15 protein-coding genes are annotated in these 18,549 nt (G+C 71.1%); 5 read left to right on the top strand and 10 right to left on the bottom strand.

Annotated elements, in window-relative coordinates:
• The first annotated feature begins 186 nt into the window (after positions 1-186).
• Together ACFYWM_RS02705 and ACFYWM_RS02700 are read left to right on the top strand one after the other, a co-directional pair.
• On the top strand, positions 187-1,440 hold the full coding sequence (locus tag ACFYWM_RS02705; RefSeq protein ID WP_389907704.1) for an alkyl sulfatase dimerization domain-containing protein: 1,254 nt from the start codon (positions 187-189) through the stop codon (positions 1,438-1,440).
• 184 nt (positions 1,441-1,624) lie between these two features.
• Positions 1,625-3,265 (top strand): DUF885 domain-containing protein, encoded by a 1,641-nt coding sequence (locus ACFYWM_RS02700; RefSeq protein WP_389907702.1) that lies wholly within the window; start codon positions 1,625-1,627, stop codon positions 3,263-3,265.
• A 91-nt stretch (positions 3,266-3,356) separates the two neighbouring features.
• On the opposite strand, the gene ACFYWM_RS02695 is transcribed toward ACFYWM_RS02700, so the two are convergent.
• Both ACFYWM_RS02695 and ACFYWM_RS02690 read right to left on the bottom strand, forming a co-directional pair.
• Positions 3,357-6,461 carry a BTAD domain-containing putative transcriptional regulator gene (locus ACFYWM_RS02695; RefSeq protein WP_389907700.1) on the bottom strand — a complete coding sequence of 1,035 codons (3,105 nt, stop codon included), beginning with the start codon at positions 6,459-6,461 and terminating at the stop codon, positions 3,357-3,359.
• A 353-nt stretch (positions 6,462-6,814) separates the two neighbouring features.
• Positions 6,815-6,964 (bottom strand): hypothetical protein, encoded by a 150-nt coding sequence (locus ACFYWM_RS02690; protein ID WP_389907698.1) that lies wholly within the window; start codon positions 6,962-6,964, stop codon positions 6,815-6,817.
• Positions 6,965-7,223: 259 nt separating this feature from the next.
• On the opposite strand from ACFYWM_RS02690, the gene ACFYWM_RS02685 reads away from it, so the two are divergent.
• The 3 genes from ACFYWM_RS02685 to ACFYWM_RS02675 are packed head-to-tail and all read left to right on the top strand — an operon-like array spanning position 7,224 to position 9,204.
• Positions 7,224-7,562: a hydroxyisourate hydrolase gene (locus ACFYWM_RS02685; RefSeq protein WP_389907696.1), complete on the top strand. Its 339-nt coding sequence runs from the start codon at positions 7,224-7,226 to the stop codon at positions 7,560-7,562.
• Between the two features lie 41 nt (positions 7,563-7,603).
• Positions 7,604-8,443 (top strand): BTAD domain-containing putative transcriptional regulator, encoded by an 840-nt coding sequence (locus ACFYWM_RS02680; RefSeq protein ID WP_389907694.1) that lies wholly within the window; start codon positions 7,604-7,606, stop codon positions 8,441-8,443.
• Positions 8,440-9,204: a hypothetical protein gene (locus ACFYWM_RS02675; protein ID WP_389907692.1), complete on the top strand. Its 765-nt coding sequence runs from the start codon at positions 8,440-8,442 to the stop codon at positions 9,202-9,204. Before ACFYWM_RS02680 ends, ACFYWM_RS02675 begins: the two co-directional genes overlap by 4 nt.
• A 106-nt stretch (positions 9,205-9,310) precedes the next feature.
• On the opposite strand, the gene ACFYWM_RS02670 is transcribed toward ACFYWM_RS02675, so the two are convergent.
• The 8 genes from ACFYWM_RS02670 to ACFYWM_RS02635 are packed head-to-tail and all read right to left on the bottom strand — an operon-like array spanning position 9,311 to position 18,539.
• The gene (locus tag ACFYWM_RS02670) at positions 9,311-10,357 is read right to left on the bottom strand and encodes an FAD-dependent oxidoreductase (protein WP_389907690.1); all 1,047 of its coding nucleotides are present in this window, start codon (positions 10,355-10,357) and stop codon (positions 9,311-9,313) included.
• 13 nt (positions 10,358-10,370) lie between these two features.
• The gene (locus ACFYWM_RS02665) at positions 10,371-11,669 is read right to left on the bottom strand and encodes an MFS transporter (protein WP_389907688.1); all 1,299 of its coding nucleotides are present in this window, start codon (positions 11,667-11,669) and stop codon (positions 10,371-10,373) included.
• Positions 11,666-12,904, bottom strand: coding sequence for an acetyl-CoA carboxylase biotin carboxylase subunit family protein (locus ACFYWM_RS02660; protein WP_389907686.1), 1,239 nt, complete (start codon positions 12,902-12,904; stop codon positions 11,666-11,668). Before ACFYWM_RS02660 ends, ACFYWM_RS02665 begins: the two co-directional genes overlap by 4 nt.
• Before the next feature lies 1 nt (position 12,905).
• A complete protein-coding gene (locus tag ACFYWM_RS02655; RefSeq protein ID WP_389907684.1) occupies positions 12,906-14,267 on the bottom strand; it encodes a cation:proton antiporter in 1,362 nt (453 codons plus the stop codon).
• Between the two features lie 6 nt (positions 14,268-14,273).
• Positions 14,274-16,079 (bottom strand): ABC transporter substrate-binding protein, encoded by a 1,806-nt coding sequence (locus tag ACFYWM_RS02650; protein WP_389907682.1) that lies wholly within the window; start codon positions 16,077-16,079, stop codon positions 14,274-14,276.
• Between the two features lie 2 nt (positions 16,080-16,081).
• Entirely contained in the window at positions 16,082-16,453 is a 372-nt protein-coding gene (locus ACFYWM_RS02645) for a hypothetical protein (protein ID WP_389907680.1), read from the bottom strand.
• Complete coding sequence (gene ddaH / locus ACFYWM_RS02640; protein WP_389907678.1) at positions 16,450-17,298, bottom strand: dimethylargininase; 849 nt, start codon at positions 17,296-17,298, stop codon at positions 16,450-16,452. The genes ACFYWM_RS02645 and ddaH overlap by 4 nt, the downstream gene beginning before the upstream one ends.
• The gene (locus ACFYWM_RS02635) at positions 17,295-18,539 is read right to left on the bottom strand and encodes an ATP-grasp domain-containing protein (protein WP_389907676.1); all 1,245 of its coding nucleotides are present in this window, start codon (positions 18,537-18,539) and stop codon (positions 17,295-17,297) included. The genes ddaH and ACFYWM_RS02635 overlap by 4 nt, the downstream gene beginning before the upstream one ends.
• Positions 18,540-18,549: the final 10 nt, after the last annotated feature.

The raw sequence follows: 18,549 nt of genomic DNA, 5'->3' as shown, positions 1-18,549 counted from the left end.
CCCGCGGGATGTGCTCACCGCGAATTCGATCAGCCGCGGATGGTGACATATGCGGTGCCACTCGGCTGGAATGAGCTTGTTCTCCAAGGACCGTGTCGATCCCGGACGAGCGAGGACGAGCGAGGACGCGGCATCCGGGCGCCGGCCGGGGTGCGGTGGAAGACGTCGAGGAAGGGCTGACCTCCCATGGACATCACCGAGTACGCCGACAGCGTGTGGCGGGGCGAGGTCCCCGACAGCATCGTGCACACGGGCCCGGCCGGGCAGGGGTTCGTGGAGATCGCCGACGGCGTGGGATTCCGCAACGGCTTCGGCAACGTGATCGCGCTGCGGCACGGCGGGGAGGTGACCCTGTTCGACACGGGCAACCCCTTCGACGCGGACCGGCTGCACGCCGATCTGCGGGCCTGGACCGACGAGCCGGTGACCGCCGCGGTCTACTCCCACGGGCACATCGACCACGTCTCGGGCGTCGGCCCGTTCGACGCGGAGGCCGACACGGCGGGGCGGCCCCGGCCGACGGTCGTGGGGCACGAGGCGGTCGCCGTCCGCTTCGAGCGTTACGTGCTGACCAACGGCTACAACGCCGTGATCAACCAGCGGCAGTTCCAGGCTCCCGGCCTGACCTGGCCGACCGAGTACCGCCACCCCGACGTGGCCTACCGCGACGTGATGTCACTCGGCCACGTCGACCTCTTCCACGCCAAGGGCGAGACCGACGACGCGAGCGTCGGCTGGGTGCCCTCGCACCGCGTCCTGCTGCCGGGCGACCTGTTCATCTGGGTCACCCCCAACTGCGGCAACCCGCAGAAGGCACAGCGCTATCCGCGCGAGTGGGCGATCGCGCTGCGCAGGATGGTCAAGCTGCGGCCGGAGATCATGCTGCCCAGCCACGGCGCCCCGGTCTTCGGCGCCGACCGGGTCGAGCAGGCGCTGACCGAGACGGCCGAGTGGCTGGAGTTCATGGTCGAGCGCACGCTGGAGATGCTCAACGAGGGCGCGAGGCTGGACGACATCGTGCGTGCCGTACAGCCTCCCGCGCGCCTGGCGGAGCGGCCCTACCTTCGTCCGCACTACGACGAGCCGGAGTTCGTGGTGCGCAACATCTGGCGGCTGTACGGCGGCTGGTACGACGGCAACCCGGCCCGCCTCAAGCCCGCGCCCGACGCCGAGCTGGCGGTGGCGGTGGCGAAGCTGGCCGGGGGCGCCGGACGGCTGGGCGAGGCCGCACTGGAGGCGCTGGCCTCGGGAGACCAGCGGCTGGCGGGACACCTGGCCGAGATGGCCGTACAGGCTTCACCGGACGACGCGGCGCTGCACGGGGTGCGGGCCGAGGTGTTCGCCGCCAGGGCGGAGTCGGAGGCGTCGCTGATGGCGAGGGGCGTGTTCACCTGGGCGGCCGAGGAGTCACGCAGGGCCGCGGGAGAGCCCCCGGCCTGACCTTCCGCTCTCCGGTCCCGATGTGGGCGAGCTCTCCCGGGGGAGCCCTCGTGTCGTCCGCCTTCCGGGATCCGGTGCGGACAGGTTTCCGAGCGCCTTCGACGGTGCCGGCTTTTCCGCACGTCAGGGGGTCGGATAGCGGAAGGATAGGGGGCGGATGCCGGGCGATCCTACGGTCCGGGACATGAGCACTCCGATCTTTGAGCTTTGCGACGAGTACGTCACCCGCTGGGCGGCGCTCGACCCGATCGCGGCCGGTGCCGAGGGCATCGTGTCCGACTTCGTGGCCGCCACCGACCACAGCCCGGCCGGGAGCGCCGCCCGGGCCGAGCTGATCCGTTCCACCCTGAAGCGTCTCGACGAGCTGGTGCCGACCGGCGAGCCGGACGTGCGGGCGGCCACCCATCTGCGGGAGCGGCTGGAGGCCGAGCTCGCCTGGCACGACATGGGCGAGCCGCTCCGCTGGGTGGCGGCGCCGTACGGGCTGCCCTACCGGGTGCGTTCCAGCGTCGTCCTTCTTCCCCATGACAGCGACGACGAGTGGCGCGACGTCGCCGCCCGCCTGGCGGCGATCCCGGAGATGCTCGCCGGGTGGCGGGAGAGCCTGGAGGCCGGCCTGGAGATCGGCCTGCGGGGCGCCCGCAGGCAGGCGCTGGCCATGGCGGACCAGGCCGACCAGTTCGCCGGCGCCGGCGGTACTCCCCCGGCACATGACGCCTTCATCGCCACCTACGGTGAGGGCCCGGTGAAGGAGGAGCTGCTCAAGGCCGCCGCCGCGGCCCACGACGCCTACGCCTTCGCGGGTCGCTACCTGCGCGAGGAGTACGCGCCCCGGGCGAGCGAGGCCGACGCGGTGGGCCCCGAGCGCTACGCGGTCGCCGCCAGGATCAGCCTGGGCGCCGACATCGACCTGCGCGAGGCGTACGAGTGGGGCTGGGCGGAGCTGGAGCGCATCGGGGCCGAGACGGCCGCCGAGGTCGAGCGGATCAAGCCGGGCGCGACCATCGAGGAGGCGACCGCGATCCTCAACGAGACCCAGGCGGTCGACTCCCTGGAGGAGTACCAGGCCTGGCTGCAGGAGCGCCACGACCGGGCGGTCGAGGAGCTGAACGGCACGCACTTCGACATCCCCGGGCCGCTGCGGCGCATCGTGGCCGAGGTCGACGTGAGCTCCACGTCCGGCGCGGCCTCCTACAACGCGCCCAGCGAGGACCTGTCGCGGCCGGGCCGCACCCTGTGGCCGGTCGGCGGGCGGACCCGCTTCGCCACCTGGAGCGAGCTGACCACGATCTTCCACGAGGGCGTTCCCGGCCACCACCTGCAGTTCGGCGCGATGCGCACGGCGGGCGACACCCTGTCCAGGTTCGCCAAGGTCTCCTGGGTGGACGGCCACGGCGAGGGATGGGGCCTGTACGCCGAGCGGCTCGCCGACGAGCTGGGCTGGTTCACCGAGCCGGGCACCCGGCTGGGCATGCTCAACTGGTCGGCCCTGCGTGCCGCCCGGGTGGTCATCGACCTGGGCGTACACCTCGACCTGCCGCTGCCCGACGGCTCGAAGTGGACCTTCGAGAAGGCCTGCGAGGTGCTGCGCGACCAGGGCCGCTGCGAGCCGCACCGGGTCGAGGCCGAGGTGGTGCGCTACTTCGGCTGGCCCTCCCAGGCCATCTCCTACAAGCTGGGCGAGCGGGCGTGGGTGCAGGCCCGCGAGGAGGCGAAGCTGCGCCTGGGCGACGCCTTCGACCTGCGCGCCTGGCACACCGCCGCGCTGGAGCTGGGGCCGGTCGGCCTGTCCAGCCTCGCGGAGGCCCTGCGCCGCATCGGCTGACCACCGGCGCCCTGTCGCGACCGCCCGGAGAGGCCCGGCCCTCGGATCCTCCCGGGCGGTTCACCACGACCTGCCTCGCGGGTGCCCGAGGTCAGACGGCGGGAAAATCCTCCAGCTGGGCGCGTATCCGGGCGGCGACGGCGGCGGGCATCGTGTCGGCCATCTCAAGGGCCTCCTCCGAGACGCTGCGCGCCGCCTCCGTCTCGCCGACGGCGGTGTAGGCCGCGCTGAGCATGACCAGGACGCGCACCTGGTGGAGTGGCGCGTCGATCTTGTGGAACAGGCCGAGGGCCTGGTGGAAGCGGCCGATGGCCTGTTCGGTCTCGTCGAGGGCGAGGGCCAGCTCGCCGAGCCCGAGCACGACCCTGGCCTCGGCGAGCCGCTCCCCCGCGGTGGTCGCCACCTCCAGGGCCTTCTGGAGGGTGGCCTCGGCCTCCACCAGCTCCCCCCGGCGCAGCCGCGTGACGCCCAGGCCGTGCAGGGCGTACGCCTCGCCGGTCGGGTCGCCGATGTTGCGCACGGTCGTGAGCGTCTGCTCGAAGACCTCGGCCGCCGCGGGGAACTCCCCCGACCTGAGGTAGGTCTCGCCGAGCCGGTGCAGGACCTGCGCCTCCACCCGGCGGCTGCCGCCGACCCTGCTGAGCTCCAGCGCCTCGCCGAGCAGGCGCTTGGCCTCGTCGAGCTCCTCGCAGTCGAGCCTGATCTGGGCCATGCTGTGGAGCACGTACGCGGAGGCGACCTGGTCGCCGGTGCCGCGGAAGATCTCCAGCGCGCGTTCGTAGCGTTCCACGGCGTCGTCGAGGCGGCCGCTCATCCGGTCCAGGAAGGCGATGTTGCGGATGACGAGGGCCACCCCCAGGTCGTCCCCGGCCTCCTCGAACAGCTCGGCCGCCGACTCGAAGTCCCGGCGCGCGTCCCCGAAGCGCTGCTCGGCGATGTAGAGCGAGCCGATCGAGTAGAGCATCGCCGCCTGCCCGCGGCGGTCGCCGGCCCGCCGGGCGGCGGCCAGGGCGACCTGGTGGGTCTCCCGCCAGTCGTCGAAGTAGATCCTCGACTCGAACAGCGTGACCGCGCTGATCGCGAGGTCCCAGCACAGCTCGACGAACCCGGCCTGCGCCGCCTGGCGGATGCCGGAGACCAGCGTCAGCCGCTCGCGCTCGTACCAGGGCAGGGGGGCCATGACCAGCTTCTCGACCAGCCGGTCGGGCAGCGGCCAGCGCGGCGCGTCGCTGTGGACCTGCACGTAGTCGCCGCCGTACTCCCGGCGGTGCGCCTCCCCGGTCAGGAAGAGCAGGCCGCCGAGCACCCTCTCCAGGGCGGCGTTGCGGTCGGCGACCACCTCCTCGCCCGCGAGGCGCTCGCGGGCGAACACGTGGATCAGGTCGTGGAAGCGGTACTGGCTGTGCACGCCGTACCCGGAGTCGGTGGTCTCGACCAGCTGGCTGTCGGCCAGGTCGTCGAGCAGGTCCTGCGCGTCGGAGGGATGGCAGTCGAGCAGCGCGGCGGCGACCCAGCCGGAGAAGTGCCGCGACTCCAGGATGGCCAGGCGCCGGAACAGGCGGCGCGCGTCCTCGCTGACGCTCTCGTACGTCAGGGAGATGCTGGCCCTGATGCCCAGGTCGCCGTGTTTGAGCTCGTCGAGCCTGCGGGTCTCGTCCTCCAGCCGTCCCACGAGCTGGTCGATCGTCCAGTGCGGGCGGGCGGCGAGCCTGGCGCCCGCGATGCGCAGCGCCAGCGGCAGGTGCCCGCACAGGTCGGCCAGCTCGGCCGCCGACTCCCGCTCGGCCTGCACCCGCTCGACGCCGGCGATGCGGGCGAGCAGGTCCACCGACTGCCTGGAGTCGAAGAGGCCGACGTCGAGGTGGGCCGCGCCGGGCAGGCCCGCGAGGCGGCTGCGGCTGGTGATTATCACCGCGGCCTCGGGGTTGCCGGGCAGCAGGGGCAGCACCTGGCTCTCGCTCCTGGCGTCGTCCAGGACGATCAGCATCTTGCGCCCGGAGAGCAGCCCGCGGTACATCTCCGCCCGCTCGTCCACCCCGTCGGGTATCGCGTTGCCCGGCACGCCCAGCGCGCGCAGGAATCGTTCGAGCACCTGCCCGGAGCCGACCGGGTGGGACTCCCCCCCGTGCAGGTCGGCGAAGAGCTGGCCGTCCTCGTAGCGTCCGGCGACGCTGTGCGAGACGTGCACCGCGATCGTGGACTTGCCGATGCCCGGTTTGCCGACGACGGCGATGACGGGGACGGCGAGCCGCTGGCGGTCCTCCGCCGCGAACGTGAGCTGGCGGCGGATGGCCTCGACCAGCTTGATCCTGCCGGTGAAGTCGGCGATGTCGGTGGGGAGCATGCGGGGAACCGTCCGGCGGGCGGCCGGCCCCTCCTGCGTCTCCCCGTGGCGCTGCTGCTGCTGGTGGTGTTGCTGCTGCTGCGACTGCTGCTGGCGCGCCGGCGGGTCGAGGCTCTCGTCGGAGGTGAGGATGGCGTACTCGAGCTGCTGGAGGCTCTCGTTGGGCTCGATGCCCAGCTCGTCGATCATCGTCTGGCGGGCGCGGCGATAGACCGTCAGCGCCTCGGCCTGGCGTCCCGAGCGATAGAGCGCGAGCATCAGCTGGCCGCGCAGCCGTTCCCTGAGCGGGTGCTCCTCGACGAGCTCGCTGAGCTCGCCCACCAGCTCGTGGTGCCTGCCCAGCTCCAGCTCCAGGTCGACGCAGTCCTCGTTCGCGTTGATCCGGCGCTCGGTGAGCTTGCCGATCGCCCCCTGCACGAGCCGGCTCTCCTGGCCGTCGAGGGCGGGGCCCCGCCAGAGGGCGAGCGCGTCCCGGTAGTGCTTGACGGCCTCCTCCAGGCGGTGGCCCTCGCGGGCCTGGCGGGCCTGGCCCAGGAGACTCTCGAAGTTCTGGGAGTCGAGCTGCCCCTCGGCGACCCGCAGGGTGTATCCCTGGGGGTGGGTCGCGATGACGTCGGCCCCGCCGTTGGCGGCGAACAGCCGCCGCAGCGAGGAGATGCAGATCTGCACCTGCGCGCGCGAGGTGCTGGGGAGATCTTCTCCATAGATCGCGTCTGTCAGCCGCCCGATGGTGACCATACGGTTGGCCTCGAGTAAGAGGCAGGAGAGGACCACCTGTTGCCGAGGGGCTCCCAGATCCAGGCGCTGGGCCCCGACGACGACCTCCAAGGGGCCGAGGATCCGATACTCCACCGAATCTCCTTACGGAATCGCGGCCTGTCCAGGAATTCACCGCACGGTCGGTGTAAGAGAGACGCGAGTGACCTGACCATTTCCATGGGGACAGACAACAATTGACTCAACCCCACCACCATGACCTTCAGGCATATGCCCGGCGATCACAGTGGGTAATTTATGTGCATAAACATCGTCAGCGGGGATCATACATCGTCGCTGATGGGAGAACCAGTGGGATTTGTAAAGGTCTGGCCCGATTTGCGACTAACGGGTGGGTTTGAGACGCGAAGAAGCGGCCGGGCCTTGGACGGCTCCGACCGCTTCGGCGGACCCCGCCGCCGGCGATGACGCCGGGCGGGGGTCGCAGTTCAGCCCCAGGGAGTGTTGCTGGCGAGCACCGTGGTCCTCGTGGCCCCGTCGGCGGCGGAGGAGACGGCGGCGGTGAGACCGAGGCACCCGAGGACGGCGATGGCGGAGACGACGATCCGGAGGGCGCTGAAGCTCACGATTTCCCGCATTTTCTTACCTCTTCTTCGTGTCTTGCAGGCTGTTCACTGCTGTCCGCCTGTCTGCTTCAAAACGTAAATAGGCCCCCTATCCGCCTCTTATCCGATTCCTTCTGATCCGGCATCCGGCCTATCCGGGGCGGAAGAATAGTGGTGGGTGGCCGATGGATAGCGGGCCGAAGGCGGATGGATAGCCCTCCCCCCGAACCTGATGTGACCGAGGCCGCGCGATAAGGGTCACGCGGTCCCGACCAGCAGATGGGTAACCTCAATGAGCATCGCCACGCAGACACTTGACGGCGTCTACGGCCGGTCCGCGGCCGGCGTCCGAGCTCGCCTGGAGCGCGCCTCGGGTGCCGGCTGGGAGCCGGTGTCCGAGGGCGAGACCGACATCGACGGAAACGTCAAAGAATGGACGGACGAATTCATGGAGCGCGGGCTCTATCGTCTCGTCCTCGCCACCGACCACTATTTCGCCGGGCTCGGCATGACCACCTCCTACCCGGAGGTCACGGTCATGTTCAGAATGCACGACGAGCGCATGCCGTACCACGTCCAGGTCGTGCTGGCCCCACACTCGTACTCGACGTGCTTCGGCGTCCGCGGGTGAGTCCGCGAGCGGTGGAGTCCGTCCTGCCAAGGGAAGCGAACATGTCCGTTCAAGAATTGGTGATATCCGGCTCCGACGACTCCGGGCGGGACGAGGGCACGCCCTCGGTCATCGCCCGGTGCCTGAGCAACTTCCGCCTGGAGGTCGACGGGCAGGCCGTCTCCCACTGGCGCGCCGGCAAGTCCCGCGCCCTGTTCCAGTACCTGCTGGTCAACCGCGAGCGGTTCGTCCACCGGGACCGGCTGCACGAGGTGCTGTGGCCGGAGCGGGAGGGACACCACTCCAGCTCGCTCAAGGTCGCCGTGCACGGGGTGCGGCGGGTGCTCAACGAGTTCGAGGACAGGGACGGCTTCACCCTGCTCCACCAGGACCACGGGTACGTGCTGCGGACGAACAGCGCGTGGGTGGACATCGAGGAGTTCCAGCGCGCCTTCGACCAGGGCCGGACCGCGTGGGTGGACAAGGACCACGACACCGCCATCGCGTGGTTCCAGCGGACCGCCGACCTGTACACCGGGGACTTCCTCTCCGGCGAGAGCGGCGACTGGATCAACGAGCAGCGGCAGTGGATGCGCGGGACCGCCCTGCGCGCCCTGTCCGCGCTGCGCACCGAGGCGCTGGAGCGCGAGGACTGGCCGGCCGCGATGCACTGGTGCCGCAGGGCCCTCGACATCGACCCCCACCACGAGACCACCTACCAGACGCTGATGATGATGCACGGCGAGCTCGGCGAGCTCGGCCGCGTCCTGAGCTGGTACGAGGTGTGCCGTCACCGGCTGCGCACCGACCTGGGCGTGGAGCCGAGCGAGCGCACCGAGCGGCTGCTGGCCTCGCTCATGCGAGGCCGGACCCTGCCGCCCCTGACCGGACGGCGCCGGTGACGGCGCCATCGACAGCGCTATCGACAGCGCCATCGACAGCACCGATAGCGTCACCGACAGCACCGATAGCGCCATCGATAGCGTCGATAGCGCCCCCGACAGCGCCACCGACGGCCCTCGATCGGGGGCCCGATCTGGAAGGTCTGCGCACGGCGGTCGGCGAGTTCGCCCGTTACGGCGCGGCCGACAGGTCGTGGGAGCGGCTGCTGCTGGCGACCGGGCCGGAGGTCGACCCCGCGCTCGCGGCCCATCGCCGGGCGCTGCTGGTCTGGCTGAACGCCTGGGGCTGCCGGCTGCGCTACCCGCGCGAGGGCGAGCACGACGCCTTCTGCGCGGAGAGCGCCGCCTGGTGGGAGCGCTGGAGGGAGCGCCTTCCCGGCCGGGACGCCGCGCTCGCGGCGCTGGGCGACGCGGAGATCGACGTGCTGGGCGAGTGTTACGCGGACCTGTCGGCGATGCGGGCGACCCCCGGGCCCAGACCCCGCTCCCTGGGACCGACCGCCGCGAGCAAGATGCTGCACGCGCTGCGCCCGCGGGCGCTGATGCCGTGGGACGCCGCCATCGCCGACGCCCTGCACGGGGCCCGTACGGCGGACGCCTATCGCGCGCACTTGCGGGCGGGCCGGGAATGGGCGCGGCGCCTGCTCTCCGAGACGGGTCTCGACGAGCAGGCGCTGGCGGTGGAGCTGGGCCGTCCCGGGCGGCCCCTGGCGAAGATGCTGGACGACTACTGCTATCTGGCGTTCACCGCGGCGACCTGACCGGCCCTTGAGCTCCGCCCGCGCGGCCTCGGGGACGGGTTCACGGCGACGTTCGCGACCGGCGACGGTCACGGGGACGCGACCCGGACGGGTCGCGTCCCCGCGCTCATCGCAGCGACCTGACCAGGCTTCGCGCCGCCGTGCGGCTCGCGGCGAGCACGGTCTTGCCCGCCCCGCCGCTCCCCCCGGTGAAGGTGTAGACGCCCCTGGCCAGGGGACGCAGCGACAGCCCGCCCGTGGGGTGGTAGCACTCGACCGCGGTGACGGCCTTGACCGTCCCCCCCGGCGGCCGGTATCCGATCCTGGCCTCGGCGACGTCGAGAATCCTGCTGGTGAGAACGGGGTCGGTCGGCGCGCTTCCAGGATTGATGTCCCATCTGTCGGTGGGCAGCCCGAGCAGGATCCTCTCCTCGGAGTACGACCGGCCGTAGAGGCCGGACGTCTCGTCGACGAACGCGTTGGGTTCCCTGCCCCCCGAGGGGCCGAGCACGTACTGGATCACCTTGGTGCGCAGTCCCGCGTCCGTCAGGCCCGTGCGGGCGAGAAGGCTCTGGGTCCACGCCCCGGCGGCCACCACGACGGCGTCGAACCTGGCCGGGCTGCCCTCCGACGGGCGGACCTCGGCCTCGGCGGTGATGCCGTCCACCTGCCCGTCGATGACGAAGGCGCCCGACCTGACGAGCTCGACCAGGAGCCGGTCGCGGAAGCCGTTCGGGGAGAGGTATCCGGCGCGCTTCTCGACGACGGCCACGCTCCCCTCCGGCAGTTCCCGGAACGTGCCACGGGTGCTGAGCTCCGCACCGCTGACCAGGGAGATCGAGCCGGGCAGCCGGCTGCGTACCAGCTCCACCAGGCCCTCGGTGCCCGGCCCGAGGCCGGGCAGCAGGTACACCGAGCCGGTCTCCCGGTAGGAGGCCCACTCGCGCAGCTCCCGGTTCGAGTGGAGCTCGGCCAGGCTGTCGGCGGCCTCCAGGCACAGGGCGGCGTCGGGCTCGAAGGCCCTGGTCAGGCCCCCTGAGGCGGCGCTGGCGTCGGCCCTGCGGTGCGGCTCTCCCGTGTACAGGTGGACGGCGCTTCCCCTGACGACCTCGCACAGGCGCCAGGCCAGCATCGCCCCCGCGATCCCGCCACCCACGACGGCGATTTTGATCATCGCACTCCTCCGTTCATGTAGCCGAGGCGGTCGCGGTCCGCGACTCGTCGGTCTTGTTCGGGTCCCGCATGCCGATCAGGCCCGCCACGGTCGCGATCGCGGAGAGCAGGGCCGCCCACAGCCACACCGAGCGCCCCACCTGGAACCACACCAGGGTTCCGATGACCGGCCCGATCGCGGTGCCGAGCCCGAAGACGCTCTGCATGGCGCCGATGTAGCGCCCGCGGAGCCGCTCCGGTCCCGCCAGGGCGGGGTAGGCGAACGTGGTGGGTCCGCCGATGATCTCCGAGAGCGTCCAGACCAGGGTGCCGAGCATGAACCAGATCGGGAGCGGGGAGATCGCGTAGATGGCGTAGCCGACCGAGACGAGACCGAGCCCGAGCAGCGCGGTCAGCCGGATCGGCCACTTCTGCACGACCTTCGTCATCGCCAGCTCGCAGGTGATGACGATGAGGCCGTTCAGCGAGACGGCCGCGCCGTACCACCACAGGCTGATGCCTGCGGCGGAGATGTCCAGCGGCAGGGTCGCCGTGTACTGGCAGTAGACGACGGAGGTGAGCAGCATCGCGACCAGGTACATGCTGTAGCGCCAGTCGGCGAACACCGCGAGGTAGCCGCCGCGCCCCTCCCCGGGCGCCTCCTGCGCTTCCGCCGCGGCCTTGGCCGCGGCGCGCGCGGCACGTGGGGCGCGCTTGGGCAGCGCGAACATCACGATCCCGCCGAAGATCAGTGCCGCGGCGGCCTCTCCCCAGAAGAGCGCGTTGTAGGAGACCGACAGCAGCGCGGCGCCGATCAGCGGGGCGGCCGTCATGCCGAGGTTCAGGCCGAGCCGGTACATCGCCGTGATCATCACGACCCGGTGCCTCGGCGTCAGCTCGGTGAGCATCGTCTGGGCGGCCGGCCGGTAGAACTGGCCGACCGTGCTGACCGCGAAGACCGCGGCCAGGATCATGGCGTAGGACGGGGCGTAGAGGATGGACACGATCAGCAGGGCCGAGCCGCCCATGCTGATCAGGGTGACGGCCCGGGCGCCGAGCCGGTCGGAAAGCGATCCCCCGGCCAGCGAGCCCACCACCGCTCCGGCGCCGTACACGCCCAGCGCGAGCCCCGCCTGGGTGGCGGAGAAGCCCCGGTCGGTCATGAACAGCACCAGGTAGATCTGGATGAACGCGGCCAGCCTGCTGATGAAGCCGCCGAAGAGCAGCGCCCTGACGGCGCGCGGGGACTCCCGCAGGGTGGCGAACACCCCGTCGTCCGGCTTGTCCGGTGGTGTCGGGGACACGTTGTTCTCGTTCTCGATGACGGCGGTCATGCTGCTTCCTTCACCTTCAGGTGCGCCTCGGCGGCGTCCAGCGCGGCCCGGCACTCGTCGACGGTCGGGGACAGCGCGGTGGCGTAGGCGATACGCCCCCACAGGGTGCCCTTGGGCGGTGGTGAGACGGTCGCGCCCGCGGCGACGACCGGGACGACCCGGTCGATCTCCGGGGGCAGGCCGGCCTCGTCGAACTCGATCGACTCGATCGTGGTGTCGTCCTCGGCGACGTAGAAGAAGCGCACGCCGCCGACGAGCTTGCGCTCGGGGGCGAGCGCGGGGGTACGGCCGCAGGCCACCGCGGCGGCGGCCAGGCCGGGGTCGATCCCGGTGGTGAGCATCCCGAGGTAGGGGATCATGTCCCCGCCCAGGCGCGCGTTCACCTCGATGACGCGCAGCCCCCGGGAGGAGAGCTTGACCTCGGTGTGGGTGAATCCGTCGGTGAACCCGAGGGCGGTGTGGGTGTCCTGCAGGACGCGGCGGAACTCCGGGTCCTGCAGCAGCTCGTCCTGGGCGTCGACGAAGTGGCCCACCTCCTCGCAGTAGGGCTCGTAGCCGAGGACCTTCCTGCCGAGGAAGAGCGGGGTCACCACGCCGCCCTGCACGACGGCGTCGACGCTGACCTCGGGTCCGTCGGCGAACTCCTCGACCAGGACGGGGACCTCGAACGTCGCCCCGCCGGGGACGTGCAGGTCGTGGACGAAGGCGAACCGCTCCGCCAGCTCCTCGGGGTCCTCGACCCTGATGACGCCCAGGCTGCCGCCCAGGCCGCGCGGCTTGAGGATGGCCGGGTAGCCGACCTTGTCGGCCGCGGCCAGGGCCTCGTCGAGCGTGGAGACGGCGAGCGACTTCGGTTGCGGGACGCCGAGCTCGTCGAGCGCGACGCGGGTGAGGTGCTTGTCGCGGCAGCGGCGCACCATCTCGGTGTCGCCGCCCGGCAGGCCGAGGGCCTGCGAGACGTGCGAGGCGGCCAGGATCGTGGCCTCGTCCCAGCACAGCACCCCGTGCACGGGCTCGCGGGCGGCGAGCTCCAGCGCGGCGGTGACCAGGGCGGGGCCGTCGCCCAGGTCGGCGACGACGGTCCAGCCGGTGACGTACTCCTTCTCCCAGCCGGGCTCGGCGGCCACCAGCAGGTGGACGCGGTACTCGGTGGCGATGGAGCGCAGCAGGTACTCGCGGTAGTGCCGCATCCCCGTCGCGACCACCAGGATCAGCGGTCTGGTGTCGATGGTCATGTCACGCCTCCTTGGCGGTGGTCGCGAGCGGCTTGTCGGTGCCGTCGGTGCCCTGCAGGGTGTCGAAGAACTCCTCGCGGACGATCTCGTCCTCGGTGGGGGCGATCCTGGCGGCCGCGTAGCGCAGCAGGGGCGGCGCCATCATCGAGGTCACGACCGCGACCAGGACGATGACCGTGTAGGACGCCGTGGTGAGGACGCCCAGGCGCAGGCCCACCATCGCGATGATCACTTCGATCACCCCGCGGGAGTTGAGTCCGGCGCCGAGCGCGAGGGCCTCCCAGCGCGTACGGCGGGCGATGCGCGCCCCCAGGTAGGCGCCGGCGAACTTGGACGCGATGGCGACGGTCAGCACCACGACGCCGGCGATGAGCACCGGCGGCTTGGCCAGCTCGGTCAGGTCCATCCGCAGGCCCGCCGTCGCGAAGAAGATCGGTGCGAGCACCGCGGCGACGAGCGTCTGCAGGGGCGCCAGCCTGGCGACCTTCAGATCCGGCGAGGAGCCGACGAGCGCGCCGCAGATGAAGGCGCCGAGGATGGCCTCGAAGCCCATCGACTGGGTGGCGGCGGCCGAGAGCAGGATCATGATCACCACGGCGGCGATCGTGGTGGCGCTCCCGCCGCGGTCGGCGAGGCGCAGCACCCCGGCGACCACCCTGCGGCCGAGCAGGACCGACACGGCCACGATGCCGGCGAGCAGCGCGATCGCGGTGAGCGCGGCCTGCCCGGTGCGCGCCCCGGCGGTGGCGAGCGCGGAGACCACCGAGAGCAGGAACCAGCCGACCACGTCGTCGATGACCGAGCTGCTCAGGATGAGCTGGCCGATGTCGCGGTGGAGCAGGCGCATCTCCATGAGCACCTTGGCGATGACGGGGATGGCGCTGACGCACAGGGCCACGCCCATGAAGAGCGCGAAGACCATCGTGTCGACGCCTTCGGCGATCATCTCGGAGGGGGCCATGAACCCGATCGCGACACCGAGCACCAGCGGGACGACCAGCCCGAAGCCGCTGATCCAGGCGGCGCTCCTGCCCTGGCGCCGGATGAAGCCCAGGTCGAGGTGCATGCCGGTCAGGCCGACCAGCAGCAGGACGCCGAGCTGACCGACGGCGTCGATCATGTGGAATCTGGCCGGGTCGGTGGGCAGCAGCCAGGCGGAGAACTCGGGGGCGATGTTGGCGAGCAGCGAGGGCCCGATCAGGATGCCCGCGCTGAGCTCGCCGAGCAGGGCCGGCAGCCCGAGCCGGACGGAGAGACGTCCCAGCACGGTGGCCAGGCCCAGGAGCAGGCCGAGCTGCAGCAGGAGGATCATCAGGTTGTGGGCGGGGATGACGGCGACGGGGGCCGCGGCGATGGTGTTCATCGGGGGTCACTCGCCGTTCTCGACGTAGTACCAGTTCTCCGGGCTGATCATCCCGAAGGGGTTGATCGGCTCGAAGCCGCGGATGTTGTTGGCGACCTCGAACAGCCGCAGGGAGAAGTTGGGGATGAAGATGACGGGGACCTGCTCGGCGATGTAGTCCTGGTACTCGTAGAGCGCCGCGGGGTCGTCGCTGGTCAGGGTGCGGTCGATGAGCTCGTCGGCCTTCGGGTCGGTGTAGTGGCCGAAGTTGCCGCCGGCGTCGGTCCGGAAGAGGATCTCGCCGCTCGGGTAGTGGTAGACCCAGCCGCCGCCCCAGGTGCTCAGCTCCCACAGGCAGGGGCTGTCGGGCCCGACGACGCAGGGGGCGTCCTCGGCCACCAGGACCGAGCCGTAGACCTCCTGCAGCCGCAGCTCGATGCCGGCCTTGACGGCGTCGTCGCGGAACTGCTCCATCAGGCGGGTGAGCGCGGGGCGGCCCTCGGCGTACCTGAGGGAGAAGCTGAGCCTGGTGCCGCCGGGGATGCCGGCGCCGGCCTGGCCGGGCCCCTCGCCGGGGTTGACGCAGACGGCGGGGAACGTGCTGGTGTCCCAGCCGTTGGCCTCCAGCAGCTCGCGGGCCCGCTCGGCGTCGAAGGGCAGGATCGGCGCGCCCTGCAGGGTGGGCGAGACCAGGTCGCTCACCGGGTAGCGGGGCACCGGCCCGTCCTGCCGGTAGGCGTAGCCGTGGTAGATGTCGCGGGACGCCCGGTCCTGGTCGAGCGCGTGCTGCATCGCCTGCCGGATGTAGGTCTGGGCGAGCATCTTGCCGGCGACGGTCGGGTTGTTGTAGTTGAGCGGGATGTAGCGGATGCAGAAGGCCGCCTGCGGGACCAGCGTGTAGTTGTCGCCCAGCGGGTTGGGGCCGCCCTTGGTGGGGTCGTCGGTCGGCTCGGCGCTGAAGCTCAGCGGCAGGTAGCCGACCTGGATGCCGTCGGGCGCGTCCGGCCCCTCCAGCAGTTTTTGATACTCCTCGCCGTCGGACATGAAGGGGATCTGCCGGAACTCGTCCAGGTGCGCCTTGTTCGGCCCGGAGTAGTGCTCGTTGGGGACGAAGGTGACGACGCCCTCCATGGTGTAGCTCTTCAGCCGCCACGGGCCGCTCACCACGCTCCACACCGGGCTGCTCGCCCAGTGCACCCGGTCGGAGTTGTCCTCCTCGATGACGCCGCCGTTCTCGCCCATCAGGAAGTCGTAGACGTCGGCGACGTTCTCCAGGCCGAAGGAGGCGTCGGAGGGCCCCTCGGCGGTGCGGTCCCAGGCCTTGGGCATCGGGGTGATGGTGCTGAGCTGGTTCATCAGCACCCAGCGCTTGGAGTAGACCTTGTCGAAGGTGAAGTAGACCTTGTCCTCGGCGAGCTTGCCGTAGGAGACCAGGTTGTCGGGGAAGCAGCCGGGGACGTACTCGCCGTAGCGCTCGCCCTTGACCGCCATCATGTTCACCCAGAACAACACGTTGTCCGCGCAGATCGTCTCCCCGTTGGACCACTTCCAGGGCTTGACGGTGACGGTGACGGTGAGGCCGTCCTCGCTCCACTGCGGCGGCTCGCCGATGCTGAGGTCGTAGTCGACCTCGGGGGTGCCGTGCGTGCCGAAGAAGTACAGCGGCCGGTACATCAGGATCTGGAACTCAAGCAGGTTGCGGGTGCCGAAACGCTCCGGCGGGGTGAAGGGGAAGATGATCGACGGGGGGAATCCGGGGGCGCAGGCCCAGGTCACCGTGCCGCCCTTGACGGGCTTCTCAACGTTCGGGCGGGCGATGGTGTTCAGGGTCATTGTCAGCTCTCAATCCTCTGGTGGGGAAGCGTGAAGGTGTCGGGGTCGATCTCCTCGAGGAGGGAGACGCCGCTGCTCGCGTGGGCGCCGAAGCGCTCCCACGTCTCGTGGAGCAGGACCCGGCCGTCGGGGAGCAGTTCGGGTGTGCTGCGGCAGTGGCCCGACACGACGGAGCCGTTGTCGAGGACCATCGTGTAGGCGAAGTCGAGGGTGCCGTCGGGGGCGCAGAGCCCGGTGAGGCTGCCCCGGCGGGCGTGTCCGCCGGAGAACTCGCCCCACAGCAGGTCGCCGTCCTGGCGGTACAGGGCGATCGGGTGCTGTTCCCCGGAGGGGACGCCGCCGGTGGTGAAGCGGCGCCCGTTGTAGTCGATCATGAGCGGGCCGCCCTCAGTTCGAGGGTGCAGCACTTGGCGCTGCCACCGGACTTCAGCAGCTCGGAGAGCTCGACGCCGATGGGCTCGTAGCCGCGCTCGCGCAGCTCGCCCATGAGGTGGGTGGCCGCGGGCGGCATCAGGACGTGGCGGCCGTCGGAGACGGCGTTCAGCCCGAACACCTCGGCGTCGGCCTCGTTGGCGATGACCGCGTCGGGGTACAGGACGCGCAGGACGCCCTGGCTCTCCCTGGAGAAGGCCCCCGGGTAGTACATGATCTGGTCGCGGCCGAGCACGGCCAGCGCGGTGTCGAGGTGGTAGAAGCGCGGGTCGACCAGCCTCAGCCCCGCCACCGGGATCCCGAAGAACTTCTCCGCCTCGCGGTGCGAGCGGATGTCGGTGCGGAAGCCGGTGCCGGCCAGCAGGTAGCGGCCGGCGTGCAGGTAGTCGCCCTCGCCCTCGTTGACGTGGACCGCCTCGCGGGTCTGGTAGCCGCGGGCGCGGAACCACTCCAGGTAGGCGGGGCCCTCGGCGGCCCGCTCCTCGTACCGGAACCTCGCCGACAGCACCTTGCCGTCGATGACCGTCGCGCCGTTGGCGGCGAAGACCATGTCGGGGTAGCCGGGCAGCGGTTCGATGAACTCCACCTGGTGGCCCAGGGCGCGGAAGGCGCGCAGCAGGCCGTCCCACTGGAGCCTGGCCAGCGAGCCGTCGACCGGCTTGCCGGGGTCCATCCAGGGGTTGATGGAGTAGACGACGTCGAAGTGGGTGGGCGGGCACATCAGGTAGCGGCGGGTGCGGGCGACGCGCAGGGTCCGTGCCGGCGCCTCCTCGATCAGCTGTGTCATGACGCCTCTCCGTCCCGGACGAACGTGACCTTGATCTTGGAGGCGTGGTCGAGCATCGTCTGCCTGGCGTCCTCCAGGGAGGTGCCGGTGGTGCCCAGGAAGCCGAGGATGCTGTTGCCCTCCGGCGGGCGCCGGACGACGTCCCCGGGACTGGCGGTGATCTTGAGGAAGAACACCTTCTCGGACTTCGAGACCTCGTCCGGCACGTCGATGGCGGCGATCCGGCCCGCGTCGCACATCAGGCACATCGCGGTGATGTGGACGCCGGTCGGCCGGTAGTGCCGCACCCGCGGCGCCGCGCCGCGCGCCACGTCCATCACGGCGCGGATCGGGTTGTGCGCGGCGGTGATCTCGGCGATGAGGTCCAGGCCGCCGCCGCCGGGCCTGATCGCGATCTCCAGCAGGTACGGCTCGCCCCGGTGGAAGCGCACCTCGGCGTGCAGCACGCTGCGCCGCAGCCCCTGGGAGTGCGCCCCGGCCCTGACCACGCGGTGGACCGCGGCCACCTGCTCGGTGGTGAGCGAGGTCGGCCCGTGGTGCACGTCGTCGTCGAAGGTGCCTCCCTCGACGGTGATGCGGTCCACGATGGAGCCGAGGTAGACCTCGCCGTCCCAGGCCACGGCCTCGATGAGGAACTCGTCCCCGTCGAGGAAGGACTCGACCAGCAGGCCGTGCGGGCCGAGGTCGAGGCCGTGCGCCTCCATCTCGAACCACGACATCCCCTCGATGCCGGCCAGCGCCTGCGGGAACAGCTCCGCCATCTCCTCCGCGTCGTCGATCTTGAACACGAAGTTGCTCGCGGCGCCCAGGGTGGGCTTGAGGATGACCGGGTAGCCGAAGTCGGCGGCGGCGCCGAGCGCCGCGTCCAGTTCGGTGACGAAGCGGAAGTCCGGGTGCGGCGCGTCGTACTTCTCGTGCGCCTCGCGCATCAGCAGTTTGTTGCGGCTGGTCCTGGCCGCCTCGACGCCCACGCCCGGCAGCCCGAGCGCCTCGGCGACGGCCGCGACCGTGGTCACGCCCGACTCCGAGAAGGTGATGATCCCCTCGAAGCGCTCCTGCTCGTGCCACTCCTTGGCCGCGGTGATGAGGTCGTCGATGTTCTGCGAGCCCACGACGCGGTAGCGGTCCTCCGGCCAGAAGTCGGGGGTGCCGATGCCGTTGAGCACGTAGAGCTCGGCGCCGTAGTCCTGGACCTGCTGGTAGCGGGAGCGGTAGTAGGTGGCGTTCTGTCTGGCTTCCATGGCGAGGAGT

The organism is Streptosporangium sp. NPDC002721, from assembly GCF_042888905.1.
Lineage (GTDB): Bacteria > Actinomycetota > Actinomycetes > Streptosporangiales > Streptosporangiaceae > Streptosporangium.
This window is presented reverse-complemented; position numbering and strand designations above follow the sequence as displayed.

Coding starts and splice junctions, on each gene's coding strand:
- ACFYWM_RS02705 (WP_389907704.1), top strand. CDS start 187: ATGGACATCACCGAGTACGCCGACAGCGTGTGGCGGGGCGAGGTCCCC.
- ACFYWM_RS02700 (WP_389907702.1), top strand. CDS start 1,625: ATGAGCACTCCGATCTTTGAGCTTTGCGACGAGTACGTCACCCGCTGG.
- ACFYWM_RS02690 (WP_389907698.1), bottom strand. CDS start 6,964: ATGCGGGAAATCGTGAGCTTCAGCGCCCTCCGGATCGTCGTCTCCGCC.
- ACFYWM_RS02685 (WP_389907696.1), top strand. CDS start 7,224: ATGAGCATCGCCACGCAGACACTTGACGGCGTCTACGGCCGGTCCGCG.
- ACFYWM_RS02680 (WP_389907694.1), top strand. CDS start 7,604: ATGTCCGTTCAAGAATTGGTGATATCCGGCTCCGACGACTCCGGGCGG.
- ACFYWM_RS02670 (WP_389907690.1), bottom strand. CDS start 10,357: ATGATCAAAATCGCCGTCGTGGGTGGCGGGATCGCGGGGGCGATGCTG.
- ACFYWM_RS02665 (WP_389907688.1), bottom strand. CDS start 11,669: ATGACCGCCGTCATCGAGAACGAGAACAACGTGTCCCCGACACCACCG.
- ACFYWM_RS02660 (WP_389907686.1), bottom strand. CDS start 12,904: ATGACCATCGACACCAGACCGCTGATCCTGGTGGTCGCGACGGGGATG.
- ACFYWM_RS02655 (WP_389907684.1), bottom strand. CDS start 14,267: ATGAACACCATCGCCGCGGCCCCCGTCGCCGTCATCCCCGCCCACAAC.
- ACFYWM_RS02650 (WP_389907682.1), bottom strand. CDS start 16,079: ATGACCCTGAACACCATCGCCCGCCCGAACGTTGAGAAGCCCGTCAAG.
- ACFYWM_RS02645 (WP_389907680.1), bottom strand. CDS start 16,453: ATGATCGACTACAACGGGCGCCGCTTCACCACCGGCGGCGTCCCCTCC.
- ddaH (WP_389907678.1), bottom strand. CDS start 17,298: ATGACACAGCTGATCGAGGAGGCGCCGGCACGGACCCTGCGCGTCGCC.
- ACFYWM_RS02635 (WP_389907676.1), bottom strand. CDS start 18,539: ATGGAAGCCAGACAGAACGCCACCTACTACCGCTCCCGCTACCAGCAG.